Raw genomic sequence first — 15,877 nt, forward strand, 5'->3', positions numbered from 1 at the left:
GCACCGCGTCACCCCGCAGCGCACCGCATCGCCACAGCAGGGGGTTACATGAGATCAAGCCACACCGGATCACCGCGCGTCCGCGCCGGTCTGGCCTGGGCAGCCGCGCTGCCCCTGGTCGCCGGCGCGCTCGCACTCGGCGCGCCCGCCGCCGACGCCGCGGGCCACGACGGTGGCCGGCACGCACTGCTGGGCACCAAGCCCCTCTGGGCCACCGAGAAGGCCGACCAGGGCGCCACCGCGGACTCCGCGGCCGTCACCGCCCGGGTCTACCTCGCCGGCCGCGACGCCAAGGGCCTGGCGGCCTACGCCCGGGCCGTGTCCGACCCGCACTCGGCGGCGTACGGGAAGTACCTCAGCGCCGCCCAGACGCGGGCCCGCTTCGGTGCCACCCGCGAGCAGATAGCCAAGGTGACCGACTGGCTGGCGAAGTCCGGCCTGAAGGTCACCGGCACCACCAACCGCTACCTCACGGTCAAGGGCGACGCGGCCGCCGCCGAGCGGGCCTTCGCCACCGACCTGCACAACTACCGCAAGGGCGGCCACACTTACCACGCCCCGTCGACCACCGCCTCCGCGCCCGCCGCGCTGGCCGACGCGGTGCTGACGGTCACCGGCCTGGACAACGCGCCGAAGCTCGCCAAGCACCACTCCGGCGAACTGCCGCCCCCGGAGGACGTCTTCCGGAACTCCGGCCCGTTCTCCTCGTACTACGGCTCCCGCACCAACAAGAAGCTGCCGTCCGCCTACGGAAGCAAGGCGCCGTACGCGGTCAAGGGCTACACCGGCAAGCAGCTGCGGGCCGCCTACGGGGCGAAGAAGTGGACCGGCAAGGGCGTCACCATCGCGATCACCGACGCCTACGCCTCGCCGACGATCTCCAAGGACGCCGCCACCTACGCCGCCCGCAACGGCGACGCCGCCTACCGCCGCGGCCAGCTCTCCCAGGTGCTGCCCAAGAAGTACACGCACATCGACGAGTGCGGCGCGGCCGGCTGGTACGGCGAGGAGACCCTCGACGTCGAGGCCGTCCACGCGGTCGCCCCGGCCTCCGACGTCGTCTACGTCGGCGCCTCCTCCTGCATGGACGACGACCTGATCGACTCGCTCGGCAAGATCGTCGACGGCCACCTCGCCGACATCGTCTCCAACTCCTGGGGCGACATCGAGGCGAACGAGACCCCGGACGTGGCCGCCGCCTACGACCAGCTCTTCCAGCAGGGCGCGGTCCAGGGCATCGGCTTCTACTTCTCCTCCGGCGACAACGGTGACGAGGTCGCCAACACCGGCCTCAAGCAGGTCGACACCCCGGCCAACTCCGCCTGGGTGACCGCGGTCGGCGGCACCTCCCTTGCCGTCGGCAAGCACGACACCTACCAGTGGGAGACCGGCTGGGGCACCCAGAAGGCCCTGCTCTCCAAGGACGGCAACAGCTGGGCCGGCTTCCCCGGCACCTTCAACGGCGGGGCCGGCGGCGGCGTCAGCAAGACCGTCCCGCAGCCCTTCTACCAGCGCGGAGTCGTCCCGGACTCGCTGTCCAACATCGCCCTGAAGGGCCGGATGCGCACCGTTCCGGACATCGCCGCGGTCGCCGACCCCAACACCGGCTTCCTGGTGGGCCAGACCCAGACCCTGCCCGGCGGCAAGCTCGGCTACAGCGAGTACCGCATCGGCGGCACCTCCCTGGCCGCCCCGGTCATCGCCGGCGTCCAGGCGCTCGCCCAGCAGGCCCGGCACGGTGTGGCCATCGGCTTCGCCAACCCCGGCATCTACCAGCGCTACGGCACGTCCGCCTACCACGATGTCACCGACCACCCGCTGGGCGCCGGACGTGACCTCGCCGTCGTCCGGGTGGACTACGTCAACGGCACCGACAACAGCGAGGGCACCACGACCTCGCTGCGCAGCCTCGGCAAGGACAGCTCCCTGCACGCCGTCGTCGGCTACGACGACGTCACCGGCGTGGGCAGCCCCAGCTCCGGCTACGTGAGCTCCTACCGTCCCTGACGGACCCGCGCGGCCCGCGCCCGGGGGAAACCTCGGCGCGGGCCCCGCACGCCCTGCGGTACCCTGGCGCCATGCGTGCCGTACGCCTTCTGCTTAGCGGGCCGCGCTGATCAGTGCCGACGGATGACAAACCCGTCGGAATCGGCGCGGCGTCCCCTCCTGTGCGAGGGGTCTTTTTGTTTCCGGAGTTCCGGGGGCAAGGTCTGGGACAAGGTCCGGGACAAGGCGCGTTTCCGCAGGCAGAGACGATCGATGGAGCTTTGAGGACGATGAGCGAGACGACCAACGCTGCCGAGGTGGCAGCGCCGCACCGCTATACGGCCGCGCTGGCCGCCGACATCGAGGCACGCTGGCAGGACTTCTGGGAGAAGGACGGGACCTACGAGGCCCCGAACGTCAGCGGGGATCTGGTCGGCGACCCGGAGCTGGTGGCCCGCCCCAAGAAGTTCATCATGGACATGTTCCCCTACCCGTCGGGTGCCGGCCTGCACGTCGGCCACCCCCTGGGGTTCATCGCCACCGACGTCTACGCCCGCCACCAGCGCATGACGGGCCACAACGTCCTGCACACCCTGGGCTTCGACGCCTTCGGCCTGCCCGCCGAGCAGTACGCCGTCCAGACCGGCACCCACCCGCGGGTCTCCACCGAGGCCAACATCGTCAACATGCGCCGTCAGCTGCGCCGGCTGGGCCTGGGCCACGACCGGCGCCGTTCGATCGAGACGATCGACCCGGCGTACTACAAGTGGACCCAGTGGATCTTCCTGCAGATCTTCAACTCCTGGTACGACCCGGAGGCGGACGCCGCCCGCCCGATCGACACCCTGGTCGCCCAGTTCGAGGCCGGCACCCGCCCGACCCCCGACGGCCGCCCGTGGGCCGAGCTGAGCGACACCGAGCGCGCCGACATCCTGGGCGAGTACCGCCTGGCGTACGCCTCGGACGCGCCGGTCAACTGGTGCCCCGGCCTGGGCACCGTACTGGCCAACGAGGAGGTCACCGCCGAGGGCCGCTCCGAGCGCGGCAACTACCCGGTGTTCAAGGCCAAGCTGCGCCAGTGGAACATGCGCATCACCGCCTACGCCGACCGGCTGCTGCGCGACCTGGACGCGCTGGACTGGCCGGAGGCCATCAAGCTGCAGCAGCGCAACTGGATCGGCCGCTCCGAGGGCGCCCGGGTCGACTTCCCGGTGGGCGACGAGGCGATCACCGTCTTCACCACCCGCCAGGACACCCTGTTCGGTGCCACGTACATGGTGCTGGCCCCCGAGCACCCGCTGATCGCCGGCTCCGAGAACGGCGACACCACCGGCACCATCGTCCCCGACGCCTGGCCCGAGGGCACCCACGACGTGTGGACCGGCGGCCACGCCACCCCGCGCGAGGCCGTCGCCGCCTACCGCAAGCAGGCCGCCGCCAAGTCCGACATCGAGCGGCAGGCCGAGGCCAAGGACAAGACCGGCGTCTTCACCGGTGTCTTCGCCGTCAACCCAGTCAGCGGCGAGCAGGTCCCGGTCTTCATCGCCGACTACGTCCTGATGGGCTACGGCACCGGCGCGATCATGGCCGTGCCCGCGCACGACACCCGCGACTTCGCCTTCGCCCGGGCCTTCGAGCTGCCGATGCGCTGTGTCGTCGAGCCGACGGACGGCCGCGGCACCGACCCCGCCACCTGGGACGACGCCTTCGCCTCGTACGACGCCAAGATCATCAACTCGTCCGGTGACAGCATCTCGCTGGACGGCCTGGGCGTCACCGAGGCCAAGGCGAAGATCACCGACTGGCTGACCGAGCGCGGCATCGGCGAGGGCACCGTCAACTTCCGGCTGCGCGACTGGCTGTTCAGCCGCCAGCGCTACTGGGGCGAGCCGTTCCCGATCGTCTACGACGAGGACGGCGTGGCGCACGCGCTGCCCGAGTCGATGCTGCCGCTGGAACTGCCCGAGGTCGAGGACTACTCCCCGCGCACCTTCGACCCGGACGACGCCGACACCCAGCCCGAGACCCCGCTGTCCCGCAACGAGGACTGGGTCCACGTCGACCTGGACCTGGGCGACGGCCGCGGCGTCCGGCGCTACCGCCGCGAGACCAACACCATGCCCAACTGGGCCGGTTCCTGCTGGTACGAGCTGCGCTACCTGGACCCCCACAACGACGACGCGCTGGTCGACCCGGCCATCGAGCAGTACTGGATGGGCCCGCGCGACGGACAGCCGGCCGGCGGTGTCGACCTGTACGTGGGCGGCGCCGAACACGCCGTGCTGCACCTGCTGTACGCCCGTTTCTGGTCCAAGGTCCTGTACGACCTGGGTCACGTCTCGTCCTCCGAGCCGTTCCACAAGCTGTACAACCAGGGCATGATCCAGGCCTTCGTCTACCGGGACAGCCGCGGCATCGCCGTTCCGGCGGCCGAGGTCGAGGAGCGGGACGGCGCCTACTACTACCAGGGCGACAAGGTCAGCCGCCTGCTGGGCAAGATGGGCAAGTCCCTGAAGAACGCCGTTACCCCCGACGAGATCTGCGCCGAATACGGTGCGGACACCCTGCGCCTGTACGAGATGGCGATGGGCCCGCTGGACGTGTCGCGGCCGTGGGACACCCGGGCGGTCGTCGGCCAGTACCGGCTGCTGCAGCGCCTGTGGCGCAATGTCGTCGACGAGGCGACCGGTGAGGTCACCGTCGTGGACGTGCCCGAGTCGGACATCGACGGGGACACCCTGCGCGCCCTGCACAAGGCCATCGACGGCGTCGGCCAGGACATGGCGAACCTGCGCTTCAACACCGCCATCGCCAAGGTCACCGAGCTGAACAACCACCTGACCAAGACGGGCGGCCCGGTCCCGCGCACGGTCGCGGAGCGGCTGGTCCTGCTGGTCGCCCCGCTGGCCCCGCACATCGCCGAGGAGCTGTGGCACAAGCTGGGCCACACCGACTCGGTGGTGCACGCGGACTTCCCGGTCGCGGACCCGGCGTACGTCGTGGACGAGACCGTGACCTGCGTCGTCCAGATCAAGGGCAAGGTCAAGGCCCGCCTGGAGGTTGCCCCGTCGATCTCCGACGCCGACCTGGAGGCGACCGCACTGGCCGAGCCGGCGGTGGTCGCGGCGCTGAACGGCGCGGGCATCCGCAAGGTCATCGTCCGCGCCCCGAAGCTGGTGAACATCGTCCCGGCGTGAGCCGACGGGGGCGTCCGGCGGTTTGTGAGGGGCTGAGCGGTCGGGGGGCGTCCGGCGGTTTGTGAGGGGCTGAGCCGTCGAGGGCGCCTGCCGGTCCGTGAGGACGTTCCGGCAGGTGCCGGTCCGGTCGGTACGCAGTTGTCGGCCGCCGACGGCAGGCCGTGAGGGTGCTTTCCGCGTGCGCTGGTCGGAGGCGGTGAGGGTGCTTTCCGCGTGCGCCGGTCGGAGACGGTGAGGTGCCTTCCGCGTGCGCCGGTCGGAGGCGGTGGAAGGCCGGACGAACGCGGCATAGGGGGGTTCCCCTAAGGGCAGGTTGGGGGTTCTCCCGAACCCCGCAACCTGCCCTTTCCGTTTACGGTGGAGGGACAGAGCGCGGGCGGAAGCCCGGCGCCACCGACACGCTTGGGGAGAGCCCATGGAAGCCGCCGCCGCCATCATCGGACTGCTCTTCGTGCTGTTCGTCCTGGCCGGTGTGCTCCTGACGGTCAAGGCCGTGAAGGCGACCAAGCGCGGCGTGGACCGTACGGTCGCCCAGGCACGCAGAACGGTCGAGGACACCACCCTCCGCGCCCGGCAGCTCGCCCAGCCCGGCGTGGTCGGCGAGCTGGCCCAGCTCCGGCTGTCGCTCAGAACGTCCATGCGGGCCACCCAGGACGTGCTGTACGGGGGCGCTCCGGACGATGCGTCCCTGAGCGAGGCGATCGGCCTGTTCGAGCGGCTCAGCGTCCATGGCCACGAGCTGGAAGCCGAGCTCAAACGCCTGGAACGAGAGCCCGACCGCGCCACCATCGCCGCCCGCCTCCCGGGGCTGAGGGAGCGCATGGAGCGGATCATCCACTCCGCCGAGTCCCTCCGCTGGGCCGCCCGCGACCGCGCACGCAAGTTCGCGGACGACGACCTCGCCGCACTGACCGACCAGATCGACGTCGAGGCGGGCGCCTTGCGCCACTGGACCCAGGCCCCTGAGGAGCCGACGGGCCGGGGTGGGGGACCGGGGCACTCTGAGGGGCGTCGGGAGGCGGGGCGGGAGCCGTATGACGGTCACCGCTCGTGGGGGCCGGAGGGCGCGGATGAGCAGCAGCGGGCGATCACTGCGCGCGACGACCGCGGCCGGCCGACGTACCCGTGGGAGAAGGCCCCGCGGGCGGAAGGCATGACGACTCCGAGGACGGAGGGCAGGGGCGGGGGTGCGGGTACCGGCACCGGCACGGGTACGGGCACCGGCACGGGTACGGGCACCGGCACCGGTACGGGCAGGGGTACGGGCGCTGGCACGGGCACCGGCTCGACTAAGACTTGAGTGATGAGAGGTGGTGGAGGTGGGTGGGGGCGGGGCGGGGCGGGGCGCCAGGGGAAGGCCCACCCCACCCGCGGTCATAGGGGACGGCGACCGGAGCCCCTCCCCAGGGCGGCCAACCGGAAACGGCCACGAGTGCCCGCCGACCGGGAAACGGCCACCAGTGCCCGCCGACGGGGAAACGACGACCAGCGCCCGCCGACCGGGAAACCGCCACCATTGCCTGCCCGCCAACCGGAGTGCCCCGCGTGTGACCGTGGCAGCCGTGGAAGCGGCCGCGTCTGCCGCCAGGAAGGCCGCCGCGAGGGCCGTTACGGGGATGACGACCCCGTTCCCCGCTGGGCACTTGGCGGAGCCTTGGGGAAACCTGGAAGATCTTGGGGAGGGACCCGCACTGTGCGACGTCCCGATCCCCGGATAATCTCCCAGTCATGTCCCGCCATGTCGCGATCGTCACCGATTCCACGGCCTACTTGCCGCGGACGGCCGTCGAGCGCCACCGCATCACGGCCGTACCGCTGACCGTCGTCCTGGGGGACCAGGCCCTCGAAGAGGGCACCGAGATCTCCGCGAGATCCGTCGCCCAGGCCCTGCAGAAGCGGCGCAGCGTGACGACCTCCCGGCCCAGCCCGGCCGTGTTCGCGGACACCTACCGCGAGGTGGCGGAGGCCGGAGCGACCGGCATCGTCTCCCTTCACCTCTCCTCGGAATTCTCCGGCACCTACGACGCGGCTGTGATGGCCGCCAAGGACGCCCCGGTTCCGGTACACGTCGTGGACACCGGGATGGTCGCCATGGCCCTTGGGTTCTGCGCCCTCGCCGCCGCCGAGACCGCGGAGGCCGGCGGCGACGTGGACGAAGCGGTCGCCGCGGCGGAGAAACGGGCCGCGGGTACCTCCGCCTATTTCTACGTCGACACGCTGGACTTTCTCCGCCGCGGCGGCCGGATCGGCGCGGCCCAGGCCCTGCTCGGCTCGGCCCTCGCCGTCAAACCCCTTCTCCAACTGGCGGACGGACGGATCGAGCTGCTGGAGAAGGTCCGTACGTCCTCCAAGGCCATCGCACGGCTTGAGGAGATCGCCGTGGAGCGGGCGGGCGAGGGGCAGATCGACATCGCGGTGCACCACCTCGCCGCCGCGGAACGCGCGGACGCGCTCGCCCAGCGGCTCCGCGAGCGGGTCCCGGGACTGAACGAGCTCCATGTGAGCGAGGTCGGCGCGGTGATCGGTGCACACACCGGGCCGGGGCTGCTGGCGGTCGTGGTGTCGCCGCGTTGAGTGAGGCACCAGGGGCACGTGTGGGTGACGAAGTTATCCACAACTCCGTTTCCGTCCACGGGATTTGACGTCGCTCGGCGGATTCTGCACCGGTCACTTAGCGTCATGAGTTATGAACTCTTCGCAGACCGCTCGACTCGACTCGTCCGTATCCGTCTCCGCGTGGGCCGGGCCGGCTGACGGCCCCTCCTCGGCTCGTCCGGAAGCCTCTGCCGAACGTTCCGGCTGGTCATGGGTGTCCGACTCGCCAGTCCCGTACGAGCCGGACGTACCACCTGACACCCCGTCTCCTCCTGGCTCCACACCCGTTCCTGGCCCAGGATCCCTTCCAGAATCCACACCCCTTCCTGAGTCCACACCTCTTCCTGAGTCCACATCCCTTCCTGGCTCATCGCCGCCTCCGCGACCGGCGGGTGCATCGGTGGCACCCTCGCCAGAGCCCGTGGGCGAACCTGTGGCGTCCTCACCGGAACCGGTGCTTGAACCACCCGCGGCTCCCTCTCGGGCGCGGGCGCGTGAGGAGTGGGAGCGCGAGCGGGTACGTGCCCGGGTTGCGGCGATCTTCGGTGATACGGAGCGGGCGACCGCGCTGACCGGACCACCGCCACCCGGACACGATCCGCCGCCCGAGCCCGAGCCCGAGCCCGAGCCCGAGCCCGAGCCCGAGCCTCAGCCCAAGCCCCAGCCGTCGCCCCAGGCCCTGCGCCCGAGCCCACGGCCGCGTCGTACGGAGCGAGCGTGGCTGACGGTGCGCGAACGACTCCCGCTGTGGCTGCAGTTACGGTGCGGTACCGATCCCAGGGCACTGGCCGCCTTGGCGCTGGTGCTGCTCGTGGCGGTGGCGTTCGCGGTGCACCACTTCTGGACCGGCCGCCCGGAACCGGTACGTGCCCCGGCGGTCGAACGGTCCGCAACGGGGCCGGGTCAGCACCACGGGCCCCGCGCGGCGGCCGACCTGAACTCGTCCGCACCCCCGTCACCCGCGTCCTCGTCGACCTCCTCAACGGGCCGGAGTGGAGCATCGGGCGGTCCGACGGGTGGCGCATCGGGCGGTGCGGGGCGCCAGTTGGTCGTCGACGTCACGGGCAAGGTCCGGCATCCCGGTATTCAGCGGATGCCGCCGGGCTCGCGAGTGATCGACGCGCTCCGGGCCGCGGGCGGTGTGCTGCACGGGGCCAACATCAGCGGGCTCAACCGTGCGCGGCTGCTGACCGACGGCGAACAGATCGCGGTCGGCGTTCCGGGCGTCGCAGCCGGGAGCGGCGCCGGCCTCGGTGGTGCGGCGGCCGGTGGTGCGGGGGCCGGCGGTACGGGCAGCGGGACGGCGGGCGGCGGAACCGGTCCGAGCGAGCCGGTGAGCCTCAGTACGGCGACCGAGCAGCAACTCGACGCCCTGCCCGGTGTCGGCCCCGTATTGGCGCGCCACATCATCGAATTCCGCACTCAGCACGGTGGTTTCACCTCGGTGGAGCAGCTGCGTCAGGTGACCGGTATCGGCGACCGTCGCTTCGCCGATCTGCGGCCCTTGGTGAAGCCATGACCACCGCTCGGCCCGCGGTGCATGCCACGGCTCCCTCACAGCACGGCGCTTCGGACCCGCAGCAGGAGAGCGCGCCCGATCTGCGCCTGGTCGGACCAGCCCTGGCGGCCTGGGCCGCAGCGGCGATCGGGCTCGGCGCGCCGGGCGGCGGCGTGGCGGTGGCCTGCGCGGTGGGAGTAGTGCTCGCGGCACTCGCGTTACGGGTGGCCGTGCTCCGACGCCGGGTGGAACGAGGGGGAGGCGAGGAGGGTGAGGGAACTGAGGACCGTGAGAGGCCTGAAGACCGCGAGAGAACTGAGGGCCGCGAGAAAACTGAGGGCCGCGAGAGAACTGAGGAGTACGAGGAGACAGCGGAGTGCGAGGAATACAGGGAGGGCAAGGAAGGCGAGCTGAGTGGGGAAGCCGCGGGCCGTGCGGAGGGCGGCGGGGCGGGGGCCGCTCGGGGCGGCGGAGTGGGGTGCAGGCGGCGGTACGCCTCCTTCCGTCGATGGTCCTCCGGGGCGTGGGTGGCGCTGGCCGCCGTACTGCTGGGTGCTGTCTCGGGGGCGGCGTCCGCGGCGTTGCATGCGGCGGACGTCCGGCGTGGTCCGCTGCCTGACCTGGCGGACCGCTATGCACGGGCCATGGTGGAGCTGGAGGTGACGGATGATCCCCGGCTGACCCGGCCCCGGGTGCGCGGCTCCCAACGGACGCCTCCGGCCGTGGCGTTCCACGCCGATGCCGTGCGGGTCACGGCGCCGGACGGTGCGGTCACGGCCGTACGTACGCCGGTTCTGGTCCTCGTACGGCAGGGCGGAGGCGACGAAGACGCGCCGTCCGGCGGCAGGGGAGGCGAGGCGAAGGGCACCGGTTCCGCGTCCGCCGCCGTGGCCGTTGCGAATGGTGCCGGCGGTGAGGGGCCCAGCGGCGAAGGGCCCGGCGGCGAGAGGCCCGGCGGCGCGGGCTCCGTGGATGAGCGGAACGGGTGGGGCGGGCGCTCGGGGTCAGAGGCCGCGGCGCTTTCGGAGGCCTGGCGGGGGCTGCTGCCGTCGACGCGTATTCGGGTCGTGGCGCGGGCCGTGCCGCCGCTCCTGCCGGGTGATCAGGTCGCCGCGGTGTTGCGGGTGGACGCCGACGCGCCGCCGGTCAAGGTCGGTGGGCCGTCCGCGCTGCAGCGGGTGGCCGGACACGTGCGGGCCGGGCTGCGTGAGGCCACGGACGGGCTCCGGCCCGACGCCCGTGCGCTGCTGCCCGGGCTGGTCGTAGGGGACACCTCACGCGTGCCGCCGGACCTGGACGAAGCCTTCCGGGCCACGGACCTGACGCACTTGCTCGCCGTCTCCGGCAGCAATCTGACGATCGTGCTCGCCCTGTTGATCGGTCCGCCGCACCTCGCCACGCGCGCCGAGCGGCGGGGGCTGGCACCCCGTCTGAGGCTGTCGTTGCGCGGCACCGCCGTCATCGGGGGTGTGCTTGCGCTGGCCTTCGTGGTCGTGTGCCGCCCGGATCCCAGCGTGCTGCGGGCCGCCGCCTGCGGCCTGATCGCCCTGCTGGCGATCGGCACCGGCCGCCGCCGTTCGCTGCTTCCCGCGCTGGCCGCCGCGGTGCTGCTGCTGGTGCTCTACGACCCGTGGCTCGCGCGACGGTACGGCTTCCTGCTCTCCGTACTGGCCACCGGCGCACTGTTGTTGCTCGCGCCGCGTTGGAGTGCCGCCCTCCAGCGGCGTCGGATGCCGCCCAGGCTCGCCGAAGTGGTCGCGGCCGCCGCGGCGGCACAGGCGGTCTGTGCGCCCGTCATCGTGCTGCTTGCCGCCCGCGTGGGCCTGGTGGCCGTGCCGTGCAATCTGCTGGCCGAGCTGGCGGTGGGCCCGGCCACGGTCCTCGGGTTCGCGGCGCTCGTCACCGCCCCGTTCGTCCTGCCCGTCGCCAAGGTGCTGGCATGGTGCGCCGGGTGGCCCGCCGAGTGGATCGCCGGTGTCGCGCGTACGGGCGCGGCGCTGCCCGGAGCGGAGATCGGCTGGCCCGACGGCTGGGCGGGTGCGCTGGCGCTGGTGGCCGTCATGGTGGCGCTGGTGCCGGTCGGGCGACGGGTGCTGCGCCGCCCCTGGCTCTGCGTCCTGTGCGCGTTCGCCCTGTTGCTGGCGGTGTGCCGCCCCGCTCCGTTCACCCGTGTCATCACCGGCTGGCCGCCGCCCGGGTGGCGCGCGGTCGTCTGTGACGTGGGGCAGGGCGACGGCCTGGTGTTGGCCGCCGGGGACGGTACGGCGCTGGTGGTGGACACCGGTCCTGAGCCGCGCGCCATCGACCGCTGCCTCACGGACCTGGGTATTCACCGGATCCCCTTGCTCGTCCTCACCCACTTCCATGCCGATCATGTGGACGGACTTCCCGGCGCGCTGCGTGGCCGGTCGGTCGGCGCGATCGAGACCACGACCCTCCAGGATCCGCAGGGCCAGGCCCGTTTCGTACGGGAGACGGCCGCGCGGGCCCGGATTCCGCTCGTCCGCGCCGTCCCGGGGGAGCGGCGGCGCCTCGGCCCGCTCAGCTGGGAAGTGCTCTGGCCTCCTGCCATGGCGTTCGCCCCGGTGCTCGACGGGCCCAACGACGCCAGCGTCACCCTGCTCGTACGGACCGGCGGACTGACGCTCCTGCTCCTCGGCGATCTCGAACCGCCTGCTCAACAGGCGCTGCTGGCGGCGCATCCGGAGATCGCCAACGTCGACGTCCTGAAGGTGGCGCACCACGGCTCCGCGCACCAGGACCCGCCGCTGATGCACCGGCTGGCGCCGCGCCTGGCGCTGATCTCGTGCGGTACCGGAAATCCCTACGGCCATCCGGCGCCGCGGACGATCGCCGCGCTGCGGGCTCAGGGCGCCCGGGTGCTGCGTACCGACACCGACGGTGCGATCGCGGTCCTCGGCACTCCGGGCAGGCTCGCCGCCACCGTGACCGGCCGCCGCACCGGAGCCCGCCTGCCGGGCGACCCAGGCGAGGGGCGCGGTCGGGGAAGGCGGCGCGGCCGGCGAATACGCAGCCGGGCGCCGGGCGCCGGGTGCCGGGTGCCGGGACCGGGCGCCGGGCGGCCGAGGCGGGCCAGCAGGTCCGCGGGCTCAGGGCCGGCAGATCGCGGCCCGCAGGTCGCGTCCGGCAGATCGCGTCCGGCAGATCGCGTCCGACAGGCTCTGGCGGTCGGCGCGGGGCACGTGCTTGTACATCCGCATGATGTTCTTCGCCGATGTTCTTCGCCGTGTCGGAGTCCATGAACGCCAGGAACTTCGCGGTCGGTGAGCCGTCCTCGGGCCGCCCGTATGCGGAGAGGTAGTCCACCGTCCAGAAGGGTTCACCACGTTGCTGTCCCCACTCGATGTCCGGCTCGTGCCCGTTCAGGCGCACGCTGACCACGTGCTGCCGCTGCCCCGCCGCATAGACCTCGGCACAGCCGATGGCGCCCGGCGCCCGATCCACCGCGTACAGCAGGCTCTTGGTGCTGCTCACCTCGCAGCGCGTCAGGCGCGCCGGTTCGTCACGGTCCGTGTCGCCGCAGGACGCGGGCATCCGATCCGCCCCTCGTCCTCCCGTTCGGGCTGTTCCTGGCTCTGTAGGCTCCGAAACAGGCTCGCGATGGCAGGAGCAGCGGCGCTGCATGCCGGTGGAGGGATACGAGATGTACGGAGGCGGGGCAGATGGATGACATGGCGGCCGATGCCTATCTGGAGCGCATCGGGGCGGCGCGGCCCGAGGCCGCTGATGAGGGCGCGTTGTCTGCGCTGCACCTCAGGCATCTGAGGACTGTGCCGTTCGAGAATCTCGCCATCCACCTCGGCGAGGAGATCGTCCTGGCGGAGAAGCCGCTGCTGGACAAGATCGTTGGTGCTCGGCGCGGCGGGTTCTGCTACGAACTCAACGGCGCCTTCGCCGGGCTGCTGCGGGCCCTCGGGTACGAGGTCGAGTTGTTGTCGGCGCGCGTGTTCGGTGCCGAGGGGCGCCTCGGCATCCCGTACGACCACCTTGCGCTGCGGGTCCATACGCCGAGCGGGCCGTGGCTGGCCGATGTCGGCTTCGGCCGGAACAGCCACTTTCCGCTGCGCTGGGACAGCCGCGAGGAACAGGCCGATCCGGGTGGGACGTTCCAACTGGAGGAGACGGCGGAGGGGGACGTGGACGTATTGAGGGACGGCTCGCCGCAGTACCGGATCGAACAACGGCCGCGCGCACTGGCCGACTTCGAGGTCGGCTGCTGGTGGAACCGCACCTCGCCGACCTCCCACTTCACCCAGTCCCTGGTGTGCTCGCGTCTGACCGAGACCGGCCGGATCACGCTCTCCGGCCGCACGCTCGTGATCACCGGGGCGGACGGTGCACGTGAGCAACGTGAGCTGGCTGCGGATGAAGTACTGGCCGCCTACCGGGAGCACTTCGGGGTGGTGGTGGACCGGGAGCCGGTGGTGGGGGCGGCGGTGGCCGGCTGACCCGGGGGAAATGGACGGCGCCGTAGGAGGCGGGCTGGTGGGCTGGCGGGGCGGGCTGCGGCGGCGTGGGTGCGGGCAGGGAAGGTGACTTCCTCCTGTGCGTCGCGTCCGCTGCGGCCCGTGCCCAGCCGTGCCGCCTATGCGTTCCGCGGGTGGTGGCTGTGGTGGCTGTGGTGGCTGGTGGCCGCCATGGCTGCGGTGGCTGGAGTGACTGCGATGACTGCGGTAACGGTGGTGACCGTGGCGGCGTCGGTGGGGCGTTACTCGGCCTCGCGCCAGCCCTCGTACTCCGCCGCGAGGTCGTCCAACTGTGCCGGGTCGTGGCGGGCGTCCGGGTCTTCGACCACGACCAGCCACTGGGCGTCCTCGGCGTCGTCCTCACCGGCCAGGGCGTCCCGTACGAGCTGGGGCTCTTCGGCGATACCGAACCGTTCGACGAGGGCCTCGGCGACCTCCTCCGCGGTGTCGCGGTCGGGAAGGACCAGAACGTGGCGCACGTGCTCGGGGGAGGGCACGGCGGCGGAAGCGGATGCGGATGCGTGGCGATCGGTGGGACCGGGGGGACCGGGGTGGTCGGGGTGCCTGGGCGCGGCGGCGTGGTCGTTCATCAGGCCATTGTCCCGGTTCGGTGAGTGCGGCTTCCGATGCCCGGGTGCAGGAACCCGTCTCCCGGCGTACCGGGCCGTATGTCCAGTTCGGTTACCGGGCTGAAAGCGACCGGCGACCGGCGACCGGCGACCGGCGACTGGCGGCCGGGGGGAGGGGGAGGGGACGGGCGGACGGGCGGGGCGGGGGGCAGGGGACGGAGAGGGTTCGGGCGGCGTTGTCGGTGGGGCGTGGGATGCTGGATCGCGATGGCCAGGAAGACAGCTAACGACGATCCGCTTGCCCCCGTGACGATCGCGGTGGGGCAGGAAGACCTGCTGCTGGAGCGTGCGGTGCAGCAGGTGGTGGCGGCTGCCCGCGCGGCCGATGCGGACACCGATGTGCGCGACCTCACCCCCGACCAGCTCCAGCCCGGCACCCTCGCCGAGCTGACCAGCCCCTCGCTCTTCGCCGAGCGGAAGGTCGTGGTGGTGCGCTCGGCGCACGATCTGTCCGCGGACACGATCAAGGACGTCAAGGCGTATCTCGGGTCGCCCGCCGAGGAGATCACGCTCGTGCTGCTGCACGCCGGTGGTGCGAAGGGCAAGGGGCTGCTGGACGCCGCCCGTAAGGCCGGGGCGCGGGAAGTGGCCTGTCCGAAGATGACCAAGCCGGCGGACCGGCTGGCGTTCGTGCGGGGGGAGTTCCGTACGGTCGGGCGATCGGCGACGCCCGAGGCATGCCAGTCGCTGGTCGATGCGATCGGCAGCGATCTGCGGGAGCTGGCCTCGGCATGTGCGCAGCTGACCGCCGACATCGAGGGCACGATCGACGAGGCGATCGTCGGGCGGTACTACACGGGTCGGGCCGAGGCGTCGAGCTTCACCGTCGCGGACCGTGCCGTCGAGGGCCGGGCCGCCGAAGCGCTGGAGGCGCTGCGCTGGGCGATCGCGACCGGTGTCGCGCCCGTCATGATCACCAGCGCGCTCGCGCAGGGCGTCCGCGCCATCGGCAAGCTGGCTTCCGCGCCGCGCGGCGCCCGCCCCGGCGACCTCGCGCGCGAACTGGGCATGCCGCCCTGGAAGATCGATCGGGTCCGGCAGCAGATGCGCGGCTGGTCGGCGGACGGCGTGGCGACGGCGTTGCGGGCGGTCGCGGCGGCCGACGCGGGCGTCAAGGGGGGCGGGGACGATCCCGAGTACGCCCTGGAGAAGGCGGTCGTGACGATTGCCCGCGCGGCGCGGTCCCGCTGAGGCGCGGGCGAACGGACATTCGGGCGAGCTCTGCTGCCCCGTAAGCCATCAGGAGCCATCAGGAGCCATCAGGAGCCATCAGGTCACAGGCCTTCGAAACTCGAAATTCCGGCGGGCCGGGGGCCACGTGAGTTCCCGCGGGCCGCGGAGCCCAGAGTTCCGTTGGGCCTGGAGCCCGGAATTCCGTCAGATCCCGGGCCCAGACCCCGGTTTCACCGGCATGCCGGGCGTCCGCCGAGCCCCGGCCATCCCGGAAGTTCCAGCGGACGCCGAACCCAGGATTCCGTCTGATCC

The 15,877-nt window shown here is 72.2% G+C and carries 8 protein-coding genes and 1 pseudogene; 8 read left to right on the forward strand and 1 reads right to left on the reverse strand.

The genetic code is table 11. The features are described from left to right. Positions 1–48: 48 nt before the first annotated feature. From AB0G35_RS03835 to AB0G35_RS03865, 7 genes and pseudogenes are all read left to right on the forward strand, one after another. On the forward strand, positions 49–2,007 hold the full coding sequence (locus tag AB0G35_RS03835) for a S53 family peptidase (RefSeq protein WP_360943190.1): 1,959 nt from the start codon (positions 49–51) through the stop codon (positions 2,005–2,007). A 269-nt stretch (positions 2,008–2,276) separates the two neighbouring features. After that, a complete protein-coding gene (locus AB0G35_RS03840; RefSeq protein ID WP_360943193.1) occupies positions 2,277–5,183 on the forward strand; it encodes a class I tRNA ligase family protein in 2,907 nt (968 codons plus the stop codon). Between the two features lie 415 nt (positions 5,184–5,598). Beyond that, positions 5,599–6,342, forward strand: a pseudogene (locus AB0G35_RS03845) (hypothetical protein); the annotation flags it as partial. A gap of 569 nt (positions 6,343–6,911) precedes the next feature. Continuing rightward, positions 6,912–7,757, forward strand: coding sequence for a DegV family protein (locus AB0G35_RS03850; RefSeq protein WP_360943196.1), 846 nt, complete (start codon positions 6,912–6,914; stop codon positions 7,755–7,757). Positions 7,758–8,505: 748 nt separating this feature from the next. After that, positions 8,506–9,297 carry a ComEA family DNA-binding protein gene (locus AB0G35_RS03855; RefSeq protein ID WP_360943199.1) on the forward strand — a complete coding sequence of 264 codons (792 nt, stop codon included), beginning with the start codon at positions 8,506–8,508 and terminating at the stop codon, positions 9,295–9,297. A 623-nt stretch (positions 9,298–9,920) separates the two neighbouring features. Further along, positions 9,921–12,539 (forward strand): ComEC/Rec2 family competence protein, encoded by a 2,619-nt coding sequence (locus tag AB0G35_RS03860; protein ID WP_360943202.1) that lies wholly within the window; start codon positions 9,921–9,923, stop codon positions 12,537–12,539. 420 nt (positions 12,540–12,959) lie between these two features. Then, complete coding sequence (locus AB0G35_RS03865; protein WP_360943205.1) at positions 12,960–13,745, forward strand: arylamine N-acetyltransferase; 786 nt, start codon at positions 12,960–12,962, stop codon at positions 13,743–13,745. Between the two features lie 260 nt (positions 13,746–14,005). On the opposite strand, the gene AB0G35_RS03870 is transcribed toward AB0G35_RS03865, so the two are convergent. Next, positions 14,006–14,242 (reverse strand): hypothetical protein, encoded by a 237-nt coding sequence (locus AB0G35_RS03870; RefSeq protein WP_360943795.1) that lies wholly within the window; start codon positions 14,240–14,242, stop codon positions 14,006–14,008. A gap of 357 nt (positions 14,243–14,599) precedes the next feature. Here AB0G35_RS03870 and holA point away from each other — a divergent pair, with 357 nt between their 5' ends. Then, a complete protein-coding gene (gene holA / locus AB0G35_RS03875) occupies positions 14,600–15,583 on the forward strand; it encodes a DNA polymerase III subunit delta (RefSeq protein WP_360943208.1) in 984 nt (327 codons plus the stop codon). Positions 15,584–15,877 lie beyond the last annotated feature (294 nt).

The organism is Streptomyces sp. NPDC021749, from assembly GCF_040640655.1.
GTDB lineage: Bacteria > Actinomycetota > Actinomycetes > Streptomycetales > Streptomycetaceae > Streptomyces.